The sequence below is a fragment of the Erwinia tasmaniensis Et1/99 genome (assembly GCF_000026185.1).
Lineage (GTDB): Bacteria > Pseudomonadota > Gammaproteobacteria > Enterobacterales > Enterobacteriaceae > Erwinia > Erwinia tasmaniensis.
This window is the reverse complement of the sequence record NC_010694.1, coordinates 1,741,223-1,756,029: the sequence shown is the minus strand read 5'-3', so window position 1 is coordinate 1,756,029 and position 14,807 is coordinate 1,741,223. Positions and strand designations below refer to the sequence as shown.

Here is a 14,807-nt window from a genome sequence, read left to right as displayed (position 1 = left end):
CACTATCCTAAATTCCCGCTTTTCTTTTTCATCAGTTAACTCTACCCTGTCAGGCTTGCTTTAATCCGGACACGACCTTTGCCATGCGAAACTTTACTCTGCTACTGCTCAGCCTGATCCTGCTTGCTCCGCTGGGAATCGATCTCTATCTGCCCACGTTGCCTGATATCGCCCTCGGGCTGAACACGCCGGTCACCACCATCCAGACCACCATTCCACTTTTCCTGCTGGTGATGGGCCTGGGACAAATTATTTCTGGCCCGCTGGTCGATAATTTCGGTCGCAAACCCATCGCGCTGATCGGCCTGCTGCTTTACGTTGCCGGAAGCGCGCTGGCTGCGACCGCCAGCGGCTGGCCGCAATTTCTTTGTGCGCGCATCATTCAGGGTTGTGCCGTGTGCTGCACCGCCGTGGTTGCCTTCAGCGGCGTCCGCGATAGGCTGGACGGTGATGACGCGGCGCGTGCCTATGGCTTCCTGAATGGGGCGTTGAATATCGTTCCTGCGCTGGCACCCATGCTGGGCGGGGTTCTGGCTGATGCGTTTGGCTGGCGGGCAAATTTCTGGTTTCTGGCGGCCTACGCCGTGTTTATCGCCGCTCTGATAGCGCTCTTCCTGCCGGAAACGCGCCCTCTTGATACGCAAAAGGTTAAGGGTCTGCCCTTAGCGCAGTACTGGAATATCCTACGGCAGCCGCGATTCCTCGCCTTTGCCTTTGCCAATGCCGGGGCGCTCGGTATGGTACTGACCTATGTCTCCCTGGCCCCGCATGTGCTGATGACCGAAGGTCAGCTCAGCGCCCTGCAATTTTCGATGGTTTTTGGGGCCAACGGCTTCTGGATCATGCTGGTCAGCGTGCTGGTCAATAAAATTATTCGTCGTGTGGGCCGCCCATTCTGCCTGGCGACGGGCGCAGTGGCCATGACAACGGGTGCCGTCGTGCTGATGGCCGGGGTGCTACTGCTACCCGGAAGCTGGCAGACACATTGGCTGCTTTATATGCTGCCGGTCGCTATCGCCGTGGCCGGTCTGGCATTTATCGTCGGTCCGGCCACCAGCTATGCCCTGGAGCCGTACCAGCAGCAGGCAGGTGTTGCTTCCGCGCTGGCTGGCTGTATTCAAATGGCGGGAGGCGCATCGGCAGGTTTGATAGCGATGACACTTCCCGTGGCGGAAAAATCAGCCCTCGGACTGGTGATGGTCGTCGGGGCGCTGCTGGCGCTGGTCGCCTGGCGCGTGAGTCAATCGGTACGCGGTACGCTGACCTCGCTCTAGCCTACTCTGTCTGCACCGGCACCCTCTGGGCGAGCGCACACATCAGCTCATAGCCCACGGTGCCGGATGCTGACGCCACGTCATCAATTTTGACGCTGTTCCCCCAAAGCTCAACCTGACTGCCAATGCCCGCCTGCGGGCACGGCGTCAAATCAACCGTTATCATATCCATTGAAACAGCCCCCACAACCTGGGTCATTTCCCCATCAACCCTGATTGGGGTGCCGGTGGGAGCATGACGCGGATAGCCGTCGGCATAGCCGCACGCCACCACGCCAATACGCTGACTGCCGCTCGCGCGATAGCGGCTGCCGTAGCCCACGCAGGAACCGGCAGCGAGCTGCTGTACGCCGATGATTTCGCTGGTGAGGGTCATGACCGGCTGCAGCCCACTCCCGGCAATATCCTGCCACCTGCCGCTGGGGGAAGCGCCATACAAAATAATACCGGGACGAACCCAGTCATGATGCGTCTGTGGATGCCATAGCGTGGCGGCCGAGTTAGCCAGCGAACGAGGGCATTCAAGCCCTTCTGCTGCCTGTTCAATCCGCTTCAGCGGTTCGGCAACGCCTTCCGTGCTTTCAGCGTCAGCAAAGTGTGCCATCAGCGTCAGCTCGCCAACATTTTTCAGCGAGCGCAGCTTCTGCCAGGCGTTATTAACCTGTTCGGGCTGGAAACCAAGCCGGTTCATGCCGCTGTTCATCTTGAGATAAATATCTAACGGTGCCGAAAGCTTTGCCTCTGCCAACGCCTTGATCTGCCAGTTGCTGTGCACGCTGGTTGTCAGACGATAACGGTCGAGGATCTCCAGATCGGCCGGGTGGAAAAAACCTTCCAGTAAAAGAATGGGTTTTTTCCAGCCGCGCTCACGCAGCAGTATCGCTTCTTCAAGGTTGAGCAAGGCAAAACCATCGGTTTCAGCCAGGCTTTGCCACACGCGGTCAATACCATGACCATAAGCGTTAGCTTTGACCACCGACCACAGGCGTGAACCGCCGGCGGCCTGCCGCGCTATTGCCAGGTTTTGCCGCAACGCGGCGCGGTTTATCGTTGCGACAATCGGACGAGACATACCCTCTCCTTGTAGAGTTTTGCGATGAGTTAACCAACGTTGACACCGTGAAGCGCACGTACGGGGGCCGGATAAAATCCCGGCAGATAGCGTATAACCGACAGGTCGTCAGCAGAAATAGCCGGAGTACGCCCGGAGATAATGTCTGCCAGCAGCTGACCAGAACCACAGGCCATAGTCCAGCCAAGAGTACCATGACCGGTATTAAGGTACAGATTTTTCAACGGGGTACGGCCAACCACGGGCGTGCCATCCGGGGTCATCGGGCGCAGGCCGCTCCAGAACGTTGCCCGGCCGATATCTCCTCCGTGCGGATAGAGATCGCGAACGACCATCTCCAGCGTTTTGCGGCGTGCGGGCAACAGCTGCGTGTTGAAACCGACAATTTCTGCCATGCCCCCAACGCGAATGCGGTTGTCAAAACGAGTGATGGCCACTTTATAGGTCTCATCAAGCACGGTCGACAGCGGCGCGGCCTTTTCATCGGTAATCGGGATGGTCAGCGAGTAGCCCTTCAGAGGGTAGACCGGGATTTTAACAATATGATTGAGCAATTCGGTAGAGAATGAACCTAACGCCACAACATAGGCATCGGCGGTCACCCGTTCGCTGCCGCATTGTACGCCGCATATTTGGTTGGCGTCCTGTAACAGCGCATCAACCGGCGTGTTGAAACGAAAGTGTACCCCGGCAGCCATCGCCATTTCTGCCAGTCGTTGAGTGAAAAGCTGGCAGTCTCCGGTTTCATCGTTAGGTAAGCGTAACCCTCCGCTCAGTTTGTGCTGCGAAGCGGCCAGCGCAGGCTCCGCCTCGATCAGCTGCGCCGCCTCGAGCAGCTGGTATGGAACTCCCGCTTCGCGCAATACCGCGATGTCTTTCGCGGCGCTTTCGAACTGCTGCGCAGTGCGGAACAGCTGCAGCGTTCCCCCCTGGCGACCTTCATAAGCAATACCGGTCTGCTCGCGTAACGCTTTAAGGCAATCGCGACTGTATTCTGCAATACGCACCATACGACTTTTATTTTGCTGATAGTGGCGCATATCGCAGTTTCGTAGCATCTGCCACATCCATTCCAGCTGGTAACGGCTTCCGTCAAGACGGATTGCTAACGGTGCATGGCGCTGGAACATCCATTTCACAGCCTTGAGCGGCACGCCGGGCGCAGCCCAGGGGGCGGCATAGCCAGGAGATATTTGTCCGGCATTTCCGGCGCTGGTTTCCAGCGCCGGAGCGGGCTGACGGTCAATCACCGTGACTTCATGGCCAGCCTGAGCCAGATACCAGGCGCTTGCAACGCCAACCACTCCACTACCCAGAATGACAACACGCATACCGACCTCATCAGGTTCAAGATAGAATAATCTGCTGAGATTCTCACCAAGAGATGGATAAATACACCAAAGTGAAAGGCTCAAAGCAGCTGATATTTTTCAAGTATTCTTCACATTAAAGCGACGTGAAAACAACATTGGCCCGTCAATTAAGTCGTAAATACTCAATTAAGGTGTTTTGCAGCATAGAATGTTTTACAAAAAGTCTATATTCCCAGGCGTCAGCATATTCTCTCTTAAATCATAAAAGAGCGATAAAACAGGATATTATCCTGAAACATAAGGCTAAAACTGCCTCTAACCTTATGCGGTGATCTTTTTTTTCTCACAGCTGCATTTTTTATCGGAAATTTCCGTTGTTTTCACGAGAGGGATAAGAGACAGTGAACTAATATTGAGACAATGGGTTTACTTCAAGGCTAAGTTAGCGCTGCGATAACGGGCTGGCTGGTCGTTCTGCAAACGGACCTTTTCTTGCCCGCCGGTCCGGATTTGTAAAAAGGAGTGCGCTATGACTACGATTTTTGACCTTCCTGTTAAGGACAATCAACGACTCAATGATGGACCAGACTGGACCTTTGACCTGCTTGACGTTTACCTTAAAGAGATCGACCGTGTAGCAAAACTCTATCGGCTGGAAACCTACCCCCATCAGATTGAGCTGATCACCTCTGAACAAATGATGGATGCCTATTCCAGCGTGGGTATGCCAATAAACTATGCCCACTGGTCCTTCGGCAAAAAATTTATTGAAACAGAGCAGCGCTATAAGCATGGGCAGCAGGGCCTGGCATATGAAATTGTCATTAACTCCAATCCCTGTATCGCTTATCTGATGGAAGAAAATACCATGACGATGCAGGCGCTGGTGATGGCGCACGCCTGTTACGGCCACAACTCTTTCTTCAAAAATAATTATCTGTTTCGCAGCTGGACCGATGCCGGTTCAATTGTTGATTACCTTATCTTCGCACGTAACTATATTTCTCAGTGTGAGGAGCGGTATGGCATCGAGCAGGTGGAACGTCTGCTTGATTCCTGCCACGCGCTGATGAACTACGGCGTTGACCGCTATAAACGTCCGCAAAAAATTTCACTGCTGGAAGAGAAGGCGCGCCAGCAAAGCCGTGAGGAGTATCTGCAAAGCCAGGTCAATATGCTGTGGCGCACCCTCCCGCGCCGTGAGCATGAAGAAACGCCGCATGCCAGCGCACGTTACCCGGCCGAGCCGCAGGAAAACCTGCTTTATTTCATGGAAAAAAATGCTCCCCTGCTGGAACCCTGGCAGCGAGAATGCCTGCGCATTGTGCGAAAAGTAAGCCAGTATTTCTATCCGCAGAAGCAAACCCAGGTTATGAATGAGGGCTGGGCGACATTCTGGCATTACACAATCCTCAACCATCTTTATGATGAAGGGAAAGTGACGGAGCGCTTTATGCTGGAGTTTTTACACAGCCATACCAACGTGATATTTCAGCCCCCCTATAACAGCCAGTGGTATAACGGGATTAATCCTTATGCACTTGGGTTCGCCATGTTCCAGGACATTAAGCGAATTTGTCAGCAGCCTACTGAAGAAGATCGCCACTGGTTCCCTGATATTGCGGGCTCGAACTGGCTGGATACCCTGCACTTCGCCATGCGCGAATTTAAAGATGAAAGTTTCATCAGCCAGTTTCTGTCGCCGAAAGTCATGCGTGACCTGCGGCTGTTTACCGTCATGGATGATGACCGCAATAATTATCTGGAAATTTCCGCCATTCATGATGAGGCCGGTTATCGCGCCGTTCGCCAACAGCTGTCCGCTCAGTATAATTTGAGTAATCTGGAACCTAACATTCAGGTATATGACGTGGATTTACGCGGTGACCGCTCTTTAACGCTGCGCTATGTCCCTCACAAGCGCACGCCGCTGGATAACAGTCGACGTGAAGTGCTGAAACACGTGCATCGACTGTGGGGCTTTGATATTAAACTTGAACAGCAGAATGAGGATGGCAGCGTTGAGAGTCTCGACCGTTGTCCACCCCGGCCGGGTGCGACGCTGGGCATTTAAAGCGTAAATCCACTAACTCTGTGAGATGAGTAGCGCGGACTCATCTCACAGCCGTTAAGCCATTAGCGGGCTGGGAGCAGCTCGGTTGGCATACTGACCTGCATGCCGTGCCAGATCTCACCGCTTCGGCGGCCGTAGTCACGAACGCTGTCAACGATCAGTTCGTACTGTTTGGTATGCAGAATATTCAGAAGCTGCTGATAAAAACCTTGAGCAAGGCGGCGCGCCTCGGGATTCGAGAAGTAGTGACGACCCACCCGGGTATAGAGCCCTTTCAACCCGTTAAGGATCAGACCATAAATAGGGTTACCTGAAGCAAATGCCAGCCCGCGGAAAATACTGTAGTCAAGGCGCGTATAGGCTTCAGCTTGATCCTCAACCTCGTTTGCCGTTTCCAGCACCTCGCGCGCTTTATCAGGATAGGTTCGGATAGCGCGGCGGATAAAGATTGAAGAGATGTTGGTGCGTACGGACAGCAGATTATCGATCAGCTGCGGTACGCTGTCGTGGTCAAGGCGTGCCAGCGTTTCAAGGATACTCAGCCCGGACGTTTCCCAGAAGTTGTTCACCTTCGTTGGCTTGCCGTGTTGTATCGTCAGCCAGCCGTCACGCGCGAGTCGCTGCAAAACTTCACGTAAGGTTGTCCGGGTAACGCCTATCAGTTCGGAGAGTTCACGTTCTGCGGGCAGAATCGATCCCGGAGGGAAGCGACTGTTCCAGATACTTTCAATAATATACTCTTCCGCGAACCCCGCCGGGCTCTGCGCCTTAATGACCATAGCGTTCTCTTTCCGTTACGTTTATAACTTGAAAATTGCCTTCATCATAACAGAGGCCCCCGGCATCACCTAACCAGCCATTCGGCCAAAAGGAGATCGCTGACAAAATTCAGATATTTTATCTCTTCCGGTGCGGTTACCCTGCGCGAAACGCATGCGCCCAATGACGAAATAAACCGCGCAGGAACCCGGATATCAATTTATTTAAGTTTATTTGAGACTTAAATTTGATTCAGGTAGGATGGCACGCCGCCGCTTTTGGTTTAAACTGCCGGGTAAACGCCTCTTATAACGGACTGACTCATGTTGAGATATCTTAATCGCTGTTCTAAAGGCCGGGGAGCCTGGCTTTTGTTAGCACTGACCGCTTTTGCGTTGGAAATGAGCGCACTCTTTTTTCAACACGTTATGCAGCTCCCTCCCTGCGTAATGTGTATTTATGAGCGCTGCGCCCTGTTTGGCGTGATGGGCGCGGGCATCGTTGGTGCCATTGCGCCAAAAACACCGCTACGCTGGGCCGCTATTTTGCTGTGGCTTTACGGTGCCTGGGAAGGACTGCGCCTTTCATGGGAACACACGATGATGCAGCTGCACCCTTCCCCTTTCGTTACCTGTGATTTTGCTGCTCGCTTCCCGTCCTGGTTACCCCTGGATAAATGGTTACCCTCGGTGTTTGTGGCCAGTGGCGACTGCGCGGTGAAATCCTGGTCGTTCCTCACGCTTTCGATGCCACAGTGGATGGCGGGCATCTTCGCGGCCTACCTCGCGGTTGCCGTACTGATACTGATCGCTCAGGCATTTGTCACTAAAAAGCGCGATCTGTTCTCGCGCTAAATGCCCGCTGGGGCCGATCGATGCCCGGCCCCAGCAACCGCCGCTTTAAGGCATTACGCCAAGCCTGACGTAGAGTTATTTTCCGTACCAGCGTGGGCGGTTGATAATATGCTCTTCCCAGTCAACCACCTCACTTTCAGGCACCGCGATATGGCGCACGGAAATGCGTGCGGCGTGCATGGCCGCACGCGACCCACTACGCAAGGGATGCCAGGGTGGCAGGGTTTTCCCTTCGGCGAGAACGCGATAAGCACAGCTTGGCGGCAGCCACTGGAAACCCGGCAAATTTTCACGGGTGAGCTTAATGCAATCTTCTTCTAATTCAAATCGCTGCTCATAGTTGCGGCATTGACAGGTCTTAATATTGAGCTGATTACAGGCCACGTTGGTGAAATAGATCTCATCCGTATCGGCGTCCTGCAACTTATTCAGACAACATTGACCACAACCATCACATAAGGATTCCCACTCCTCGTCGCTCATTTTCTCCAGCGTTTTATGTTGCCAGAAAGGTTTATCAGTCATGGTAGCATCCGGTAAAATTAAAAACCCGCACCTTATAAGGGGTTTGGGCATAAGATGCAAGCCCTACAGCACCCGCGTTGAAATGCTACGTTCGCCTAGTGAAAGCTGCAGTTTATCGCCAGACAGCATCGGGCCAACGCCCGCCGGAGTGCCGGTCAGGATAACGTCCCCGGCCCGCAGGGTGAAATAGCGACTCATATAGGCAATTAGCGGCAGGATCTTGTGGATCATATCGGCGGTACTGCCGTGCTGACGAACTTCGCCGTTAACCTTCAGCTGAAGCGCTACGCTCTGGGGATCGTGAGTAAATTCGTTCGCCGGTATAAAGCCCGACAACGGACAAGAGTTATCAAAACCTTTGGCTTTTTCCCACGGCTGCCCGGCCTGCTTACATCCGGTCTGCACCTCACGGAGCGTGAGATCGAGCGCAACGCCATAACCGGCGATAGCCTGCTCAACATGCCGTTCGCTGGCCTGTTTAAGCGTAGAGCCAATCAGCACCGCCAGTTCGATCTCATGATGTACGGCACCAAAGTCATCCGGAATTGACAGAGGCTGGCGGAGATCGCACATCGCCGTTTCCGGTTTGATAAACAGTACCGGCTCCGCCGGAGTGGCACTGCCCATCTCTTTAATATGCTGGGCATAATTACTGCCTACGCATACCACCTTACTTACCGGAAAATCCAACAGTGCGCCTTGCCAGTTATGGTGCTGATACATGCTGTTCCCCTGTCTGATTGATGACGTTGGCCGGCACGCTGCCGGCGCGTACTTGACGAATATTCTGAAAATAACGCCATTTAGCGTTATTTTCGGTGAGTGACGATCAGCCGTTCAGGGGCTAGCCCCTGCCAGATTTAAAATTAAGCGCGCAGCTGTCTGCCGATGAGAAAGGGGGGCTGAAAATAACCGATTAAACCTTATTGGCATCACTAAGATGTATCTTAAGCAAACTTTCCAACGGTGGCGGCAGCTGCAAATAAAACCCCTCTTCCCGCAACGCGGTTTTCACTTTTTTAATGTCGGCCCCTACCAGCTTTTTGCTGCCGTCCAGCGGCAGTATCATCGCCAGCTTAGGTTTGCCAAATCCTTTAAGGAGAGCTTCAGGTACGCGCGAGAAATCGTCTTTTTTTTCAACATAAAGATAGGTTTGGTCGCGCTGAGGACTTCTGTAGATCACACAAAACATGTTTTTACTCGAATTAACCAGTTGGTAGCTTGCCTGAATATAACAGTAACTATAACATGCTTGCAGAACTTCTTAATATTACCTGTCCGGATGGGACGCCGTAATGGCATATTTATCCGTGATGAGAAATAACAGGACAGAGCGGGACAGATGTCACAATCGCCAATCGAGTTGAAGGGCAGCAGTTTTACGCTGTCGGTTATTCATTTACATCACACGGATCCTGCCATCGTGCGAAATGCGCTTGAGGAAAAGGTCAGTCAGGCACCTGCTTTTCTGAAAAATGCGCCCGTTGTTATCAATGTTGCCGCCCTCAGCCGCGAGATAAACTGGCGGCAAATGCAGCAGGCTATACTGGCGACCGGTCTTCATATCGTCGGCGTTAGCGGTTGTAAAGATGAGCGGTTAAAACAGACCATCGCGCGTTCCGGCTTGCCCGTGCTGAATGAAGGCAAAGAGCAGAAAAACAGTGCCGACACACCCCCTATTGCTGCTTTGCCTGTACAAACGACAGCTAAAACACGGCTTATTTCTACGCCGGTGCGTTCTGGCCAGCAAATTTACGCCAAAGATTGCGATCTGATCATTACCAGCAGTGTCAGTGCCGGCGCTGAACTGATCGCCGACGGTAACATCCATATCTATGGGATGATGCGCGGCCGTGCACTTGCTGGAGCAAATGGCGATAAGAACTGCCAGATTTTTTGTACCAGCCTATCCGCGGAGCTGGTGTCCATTGCCGGTAATTACTGGATTATGGATCAGATCCCGGCAGAATTTTTTGGAAAAGCGTCGCGTCTTTGTCTTCAAGATGGCGCATTGACAATCCAGGCATTGAACTGAGCCATGCTCACCAGCTTTTTCTTTTTTAAGGAAATCACTATATGGCACGCATAATTGTTGTTACATCGGGTAAGGGAGGCGTGGGTAAAACTACGTCCAGCGCGGCCATCGCTACCGGTCTTGCTCAGAAAGGTAAAAAGACCGTTGTTATCGATTTCGATATCGGTCTGCGTAATCTTGATCTGATCATGGGCTGTGAGCGCCGTGTCGTTTATGACTTTGTTAACGTCATCCAGGGTGATGCCACCCTGAATCAGGCGCTGATCAAAGACAAGCGCACCGAGAATCTTTTTATTCTTCCTGCCTCACAAACGCGTGACAAAGACGCTTTAACGCGTGATGGCGTAGAGAAAGTATTAGAGGACCTGAACAAGATGGAGTTTGACTTCATCGTTTGCGACTCGCCGGCGGGCATTGAAACCGGTGCGTTGATGGCGTTGTACTTCGCCGATGAAGCCATTATTACTACCAACCCGGAAGTCTCTTCCGTACGTGACTCTGACCGCATTCTTGGCATTCTCTCTTCTAAGTCTCGCCGGGCAGAAAACGGTCAGGATGCGATTAAAGAGCATCTGTTACTGACCCGTTACAACCCGGGACGTGTTAATCGTGGTGACATGCTCAGCATGGAAGACGTGCTGGAAATACTGCGTATTCCTCTGGCCGGTGTTATTCCAGAAGATCAGTCCGTGTTACGCGCATCAAACCAGGGTGAGCCGGTTATCCTTGATGCTGAGTCAGATGCAGGTAAAGCCTATTCTGATACCGTCGACCGTCTTCTTGGAGAAGAACGTCCCTTCCGCTTCATTGAAGAAGAGAAGAAGGGTTTCCTGAAACGCCTGTTTGGGGGATAAACCATGGCCTTACTCGATTTCTTTTTATCCCGTAAAAAGAGCACAGCCAATATAGCCAAGGAGCGGCTACAGATTATTGTGGCGGAACGCAGAAGGGGTGACTGTGAGCCCCACTATCTGCCACAGCTGAAAAGGGATATTTTGGAAGTGATCTGTAAATATGTAAAAATTGACCCAGAAATGCTGAGCGTTAAGCTGGATCAAAAAGACGACGACATCTCTATTCTTGAGCTGAACGTTACGCTGCCTGAATCAGAAGCGGAAGAAGTGCATAAATGATCTCTTCCTGCTCATGATATTCCCCTGCCTCAGCAGGGGAAATTTCGCTGAATCAGTGTGTCGCCAGGATCTCTGCGATACCTGAGCCCAGCAGCGCGCCACGCCAGCCGTCGACCAGTTCGGGCTTACCCCGCTGGGGTTTCAGCTGCCAGTGCCAGCTTAGTAGCTGATTAATCTGACGCCTCGATGCCAACAATTCCTGGCTGACCCCATGCTCTTCCGCCGCTTCAGCCACCAGGCCTTTCAGGCTTTTAAATACCTGCTTATACTGTGGATAATCAATAAGATTAGCTACCGGCTGCGGTAACTGCTCCTCATTCAATGCTTCCGCCTCGGCGATCTTGGCCAACAGCATCTTGCCGTGGAAACGAATTTCCTGCCCTGATAGCCCTAAATGATCCAGCTCACCCAGTGAGCCAGGCATAAAGCGTGCGACCTTCCACAGATTTTCCTCACGCACAACAAAGTTGACCGCCATATCTTTTTCTCGCGCTGTTTCCAGTCGCCATGCGGCCATCAGGCGTAATGCGGCCAGCTGACGAGGGCGCAGCTGCCAGGCGTTGGCGATCTCCCGGTAGGCTTCCTGTGGGTCCAGCACGGTGGTGCGGCGCTGACAGAGCAGACGGCACTCGTCGAGCGCTGCGGCCATCTGGCCTGCCGATTCCGCCTCAGCCACCAGCTTGCCGGCAATCGGCAGTAAATAGAACACATCCGCCGCCGCATACTGGCACTGCTTTTCGCTTAATGGGCGAGCCAGCCAGTCGGTACGTGATTCGCTCTTATCCAGGGCGATCCCGGTAAAGGATTCTACAACGGTGGCAAAACCACAGGATAGCGGACGTCCGCTAAACGCGGCAAGGATCTGCGTATCAATCATCGGCTGAGGCAACACGCCAAACTCATGGCAGAACACCTCCAGATCTTCACTGCCGGCATGCAGGTATTTGATGACTTTCTGATCCTGAAGGAGTTCGCTGAAAGGCGTCCAGTCGGTAATGGGGAGTGGGTCAATCAGGGAGATAGTTTCACCATCGTACAGCTGAATCAGCCCCAGACGAGGATAGTAAGTGCGAGTGCGCACAAATTCAGTGTCCAGCGCCAGGGCCGGCACCTGGCGGGCGCGCTGGCAGGCTTCGGACAACGCGGCGTTAGTGGTGATCATGGTGTAATTCAAGTTAACGTTCTCTCGCCAGCGGCCGATGAGTCGCCGTGGTCAATGGTAGGGGCTTAAAAAAAATGCCGGCAGCCCGGCATGCTGTATCGCGACGGACATCTTGCGCCATTAGCCTGACGGCTGCGACGAGCCGATCGCTTCTTCGCGCAGTTGGCGCCGCAGGATCTTGCCCACGTTAGTCTTTGGCAATTCTGCGCGGAACTCAACAATTTTGGGGATTTTATATCCTGTCAGATGCTTTTTACAGTGGGCGATCAGTTCATCCGCGGTTAGCGAAGCATCTTTCTTCACGACGTATATTTTCACCGTTTCACCGGCGGCATCACCAGGAACACCGATGGCTGCCGCCTCACCCACTTTCGCATTAAGCATCAGTACGTCTTCGATTTCATTAGGATAGACGTTGAAACCTGAGACCAGGATCATATCTTTTTTACGATCGACGATGCGCAGGAAGCCCTCGTCATCAACGGTAACAATATCGCCACTGCGAAGCCATCCATTTTTTAGCACTTCATCCGTCGCATCCTGGCGCTGCCAGTATCCCAGCATAACCTGAGGGCCTTTAATGCACAGCTCTCCCGGCTCTCCAGGCGCCGTTTCATCTCCAGCATCATCAACCAGCATAATATCAGTAGAAGGCACAGGTAAACCGATGCTGCCATTATGGCACGCGATATCATAAGGATTGACCGAAACCAGCGGTGAGCACTCCGTCATTCCATAACCTTCAAGCAGATAGTGACCGGTCAGCTTCTCCCAGCGTTCCGCCACCGCCTTTTGGATTGCCATGCCGCCACCGGCGGAAAGGCTTAGCGAGGAGAAATCCAGCCGGTTAAAGCCTTTATCATTCAGTAACGCGTTAAACAGGGTGTTGACGCCGGTAATGGCGGTAAACCGGCATTTGCTTAGCTCTTTGACCAGGCCCGGAATGTCGCGCGGATTGGTGATCAGCAGGTTTGCTCCCCCTAATTCGATAAACAGCAGGCAGTTCACCGTCAGGGCAAATATGTGGTAGAGCGGCAATGCGGTAACCACGGTTTCTTTACCCGCTTTCAACAGGGAACCATAGGTCGCTTTGGTTTGTTCGAGGTTGGCCTGCATATTGCGATGGGTCAGCATAGCCCCCTTCGCAACGCCCGTTGTTCCCCCGGTGTACTGCAAAAATGCCAGGTCGTCGTTAACGATATGCGGCTTGACATACTTCATCCGCAACCCGGATTGCATCACCTGACGAAAAGAGATCGCCCCGGGAAGATGATACGCTGGTACCATTTTCTTTATATGCTTAACCACGAAGTTGACCAGCGTTCCTTTGATCATCGACAGCTGATCGCCGAGATGAGTCAGGATAACGTGTTTCACTTCGGTATTATCCATCACCGTTTCCAGCGTATGGGCAAAGTTGGCAACGATAACGATGGCTTTGGCACCGCTGTCCTTCAGCTGGTGCTCCAGTTCTCGTGGGGTATAAAGCGGGTTAACATTAACGACAATCATACCCGCACGCAGCACGCCAAACAGGGCGATCGGATACTGCAACAGATTAGGCATCATCAGCGCAACGCGATCGCCCTTCTTCAGGCCCAGCCCCTGCTGAAGGTATGCCGCAAAGGCCCGGCTGCGGGTCTCTAATTGCTGGAAAGAGAGGCTCTGCCCCATATTGATAAACGCCGTTTGCCCGGCATAGCGCAGTGCAGCATGTTCAAACAAGTCGATTAACGAGCCGTAGCGATCGGGACTGATCTCTGGCGGCACACTGGTGGGATAACGATTTAACCAAACCTTATGCAAGGAAGTACCTCGAAACTCAATATTTTTCGTCATGACAGTCTCAACAGGCCAGTATCTGTTAACATTATTTTAACTCATCATACCAGTTTCCCCCGTACCTGCTTACGGGGTTGCGAAGCCCATCACTAAAATTTTGACTCTATACAATAAAAAACTGCATATCCCATCGTGCGGATATGCAGTGATGTTAATGGCGTCTGATTCTGCTATTCGGTAAGAATAGTTTGTACCCGTGCCGGACCTGGATTGTAGCCCCAGGGTGCTGGCCCCCAATAACCGCCACGATGATGACCATTGCCGGGACCGTACCAGATCCAGGGATCGATAGGCGCAGGCGCGATAATCTGCTGGCTGCGGTGCCAGCGCTGATAGCCGGTGACGTTAACAACCAGGAAGCTGTACTGGGCCTCGCCTATTTTCCCTTTTTCGACGCCGCTGATGGGGCCAACCACGGTGACCATCTGATCATTGAAGTCTACCGGGTCAATAAATCCCATCACGTCGGCGTAGATACGTCCGATGGACGATGCGCCGAGGATCGGCGTAGCGCCCTCATCCAGCGGCATGGCAGCGATTTCCAGACGGGTCTTACCGTTGCTGTTAACCACCTTAATTACTTTACCGCCAAAGCGCGATTCCTGTCCGATATACAGCTGTGGTGCGTTAAGCACCCGCACCAGGTCCTGTTGCGGGGTGGCAGACGTGCCTTTGATCGCATCCGGCACCGATATGCAACCGCTCAACAGCAGCGAAACAAATAACAAACCACTGAACTGCCAAAACTTTGTTGTACGCATAGG

General features: G+C 52.9%; 15 protein-coding genes. 6 read left to right on the top strand and 9 right to left on the bottom strand.

All coding sequences use genetic code 11. From position 1 onward, the window contains the following. Positions 1 to 83: 83 nt before the first annotated feature. Positions 84 to 1,274: a multidrug effflux MFS transporter gene (locus ETA_RS08855; protein WP_012441285.1), complete on the top strand. Its 1,191-nt coding sequence runs from the start codon at positions 84 to 86 to the stop codon at positions 1,272 to 1,274. Between the two features lies 1 nt (position 1,275). On the opposite strand, the gene dadX is transcribed toward ETA_RS08855, so the two are convergent. Beyond that, positions 1,276 to 2,346 carry a catabolic alanine racemase DadX gene (dadX, locus tag ETA_RS08850; RefSeq protein WP_012441284.1) on the bottom strand — a complete coding sequence of 357 codons (1,071 nt, stop codon included), beginning with the start codon at positions 2,344 to 2,346 and terminating at the stop codon, positions 1,276 to 1,278. Between the two features lie 29 nt (positions 2,347 to 2,375). Then, positions 2,376 to 3,677, bottom strand: coding sequence for a D-amino acid dehydrogenase (locus ETA_RS08845; RefSeq protein ID WP_012441283.1), 1,302 nt, complete (start codon positions 3,675 to 3,677; stop codon positions 2,376 to 2,378). Positions 3,678 to 4,188: 511 nt separating this feature from the next. Here ETA_RS08845 and ETA_RS08840 point away from each other — a divergent pair. Then, entirely contained in the window at positions 4,189 to 5,733 is a 1,545-nt protein-coding gene (locus ETA_RS08840; protein WP_012441282.1) for a SpoVR family protein, read from the top strand. 62 nt (positions 5,734 to 5,795) lie between these two features. Here the strand turns inward: ETA_RS08840 and fadR are convergent, their stop codons facing one another. Continuing rightward, positions 5,796 to 6,512, bottom strand: a complete 717-nt coding sequence (fadR, locus tag ETA_RS08835) for a fatty acid metabolism transcriptional regulator FadR (RefSeq protein ID WP_012441281.1) — start codon at positions 6,510 to 6,512, stop codon at positions 5,796 to 5,798. Positions 6,513 to 6,815: 303 nt separating this feature from the next. Between fadR and dsbB the strand changes: the two genes are divergently transcribed. Then, positions 6,816 to 7,346, top strand: a complete 531-nt coding sequence (dsbB, locus tag ETA_RS08830; RefSeq protein WP_012441280.1) for a disulfide bond formation protein DsbB — start codon at positions 6,816 to 6,818, stop codon at positions 7,344 to 7,346. A 75-nt stretch (positions 7,347 to 7,421) separates the two neighbouring features. Here the strand turns inward: dsbB and ETA_RS08825 are convergent, their stop codons facing one another. The 3 genes from ETA_RS08825 to ETA_RS08815 all read right to left on the bottom strand — a co-directional run bounded on the left by ETA_RS08825 (position 7,422) and on the right by ETA_RS08815 (position 9,063). Next, positions 7,422 to 7,871 (bottom strand): YcgN family cysteine cluster protein, encoded by a 450-nt coding sequence (locus ETA_RS08825; RefSeq protein WP_042958853.1) that lies wholly within the window; start codon positions 7,869 to 7,871, stop codon positions 7,422 to 7,424. A 63-nt stretch (positions 7,872 to 7,934) separates the two neighbouring features. Beyond that, positions 7,935 to 8,594, bottom strand: a complete 660-nt coding sequence (locus ETA_RS08820) for a fumarylacetoacetate hydrolase family protein (protein WP_012441278.1) — start codon at positions 8,592 to 8,594, stop codon at positions 7,935 to 7,937. A gap of 193 nt (positions 8,595 to 8,787) precedes the next feature. Next, positions 8,788 to 9,063 (bottom strand): YcgL domain-containing protein, encoded by a 276-nt coding sequence (locus ETA_RS08815; RefSeq protein ID WP_012441277.1) that lies wholly within the window; start codon positions 9,061 to 9,063, stop codon positions 8,788 to 8,790. 150 nt (positions 9,064 to 9,213) lie between these two features. On the opposite strand from ETA_RS08815, the gene minC reads away from it, so the two are divergent. From minC to minE, 3 genes are read left to right on the top strand one after another with little or no spacing between them, the layout of a single operon-like run. After that, complete coding sequence (gene minC, locus ETA_RS08810; protein WP_012441276.1) at positions 9,214 to 9,906, top strand: septum site-determining protein MinC; 693 nt, start codon at positions 9,214 to 9,216, stop codon at positions 9,904 to 9,906. 41 nt (positions 9,907 to 9,947) lie between these two features. Continuing rightward, positions 9,948 to 10,760, top strand: a complete 813-nt coding sequence (minD, locus tag ETA_RS08805) for a septum site-determining protein MinD (protein WP_012441275.1) — start codon at positions 9,948 to 9,950, stop codon at positions 10,758 to 10,760. 3 nt (positions 10,761 to 10,763) lie between these two features. Beyond that, positions 10,764 to 11,039: a cell division topological specificity factor MinE gene (minE, locus tag ETA_RS08800; RefSeq protein ID WP_012441274.1), complete on the top strand. Its 276-nt coding sequence runs from the start codon at positions 10,764 to 10,766 to the stop codon at positions 11,037 to 11,039. A 52-nt stretch (positions 11,040 to 11,091) separates the two neighbouring features. On the opposite strand, the gene rnd is transcribed toward minE, so the two are convergent. From rnd to ETA_RS08785, 3 genes are all read right to left on the bottom strand, one after another. Continuing rightward, positions 11,092 to 12,201 carry a ribonuclease D gene (rnd, locus tag ETA_RS08795; RefSeq protein WP_042958850.1) on the bottom strand — a complete coding sequence of 370 codons (1,110 nt, stop codon included), beginning with the start codon at positions 12,199 to 12,201 and terminating at the stop codon, positions 11,092 to 11,094. Positions 12,202 to 12,321: 120 nt separating this feature from the next. Continuing rightward, positions 12,322 to 14,007, bottom strand: a complete 1,686-nt coding sequence (gene fadD / locus ETA_RS08790) for a long-chain-fatty-acid--CoA ligase FadD (RefSeq protein ID WP_157861842.1) — start codon at positions 14,005 to 14,007, stop codon at positions 12,322 to 12,324. Between the two features lie 206 nt (positions 14,008 to 14,213). Further along, on the bottom strand, positions 14,214 to 14,804 hold the full coding sequence (locus tag ETA_RS08785) for a Slp family lipoprotein (protein WP_012441271.1): 591 nt from the start codon (positions 14,802 to 14,804) through the stop codon (positions 14,214 to 14,216). Positions 14,805 to 14,807: the final 3 nt, after the last annotated feature.

Excerpts from the sequence above, each read along its gene's own strand:
- ETA_RS08855 (WP_012441285.1), top strand. The coding sequence starts at position 84 with ATGCGAAACTTTACTCTGCTACTGCTCAGCCTGATCCTGCTTGCTCCG.
- dadX (WP_012441284.1), bottom strand. The coding sequence starts at position 2,346 with ATGTCTCGTCCGATTGTCGCAACGATAAACCGCGCCGCGTTGCGGCAA.
- ETA_RS08845 (WP_012441283.1), bottom strand. The coding sequence starts at position 3,677 with ATGCGTGTTGTCATTCTGGGTAGTGGAGTGGTTGGCGTTGCAAGCGCC.
- ETA_RS08840 (WP_012441282.1), top strand. The coding sequence starts at position 4,189 with ATGACTACGATTTTTGACCTTCCTGTTAAGGACAATCAACGACTCAAT.
- fadR (WP_012441281.1), bottom strand. The coding sequence starts at position 6,512 with ATGGTCATTAAGGCGCAGAGCCCGGCGGGGTTCGCGGAAGAGTATATT.
- dsbB (WP_012441280.1), top strand. The coding sequence starts at position 6,816 with ATGTTGAGATATCTTAATCGCTGTTCTAAAGGCCGGGGAGCCTGGCTT.
- ETA_RS08825 (WP_042958853.1), bottom strand. The coding sequence starts at position 7,871 with ATGACTGATAAACCTTTCTGGCAACATAAAACGCTGGAGAAAATGAGC.
- ETA_RS08820 (WP_012441278.1), bottom strand. The coding sequence starts at position 8,594 with ATGTATCAGCACCATAACTGGCAAGGCGCACTGTTGGATTTTCCGGTA.
- ETA_RS08815 (WP_012441277.1), bottom strand. The coding sequence starts at position 9,063 with ATGTTTTGTGTGATCTACAGAAGTCCTCAGCGCGACCAAACCTATCTT.
- minC (WP_012441276.1), top strand. The coding sequence starts at position 9,214 with ATGTCACAATCGCCAATCGAGTTGAAGGGCAGCAGTTTTACGCTGTCG.
- minD (WP_012441275.1), top strand. The coding sequence starts at position 9,948 with ATGGCACGCATAATTGTTGTTACATCGGGTAAGGGAGGCGTGGGTAAA.
- minE (WP_012441274.1), top strand. The coding sequence starts at position 10,764 with ATGGCCTTACTCGATTTCTTTTTATCCCGTAAAAAGAGCACAGCCAAT.
- rnd (WP_042958850.1), bottom strand. The coding sequence starts at position 12,201 with ATGATCACCACTAACGCCGCGTTGTCCGAAGCCTGCCAGCGCGCCCGC.
- ETA_RS08785 (WP_012441271.1), bottom strand. The coding sequence starts at position 14,804 with ATGCGTACAACAAAGTTTTGGCAGTTCAGTGGTTTGTTATTTGTTTCG.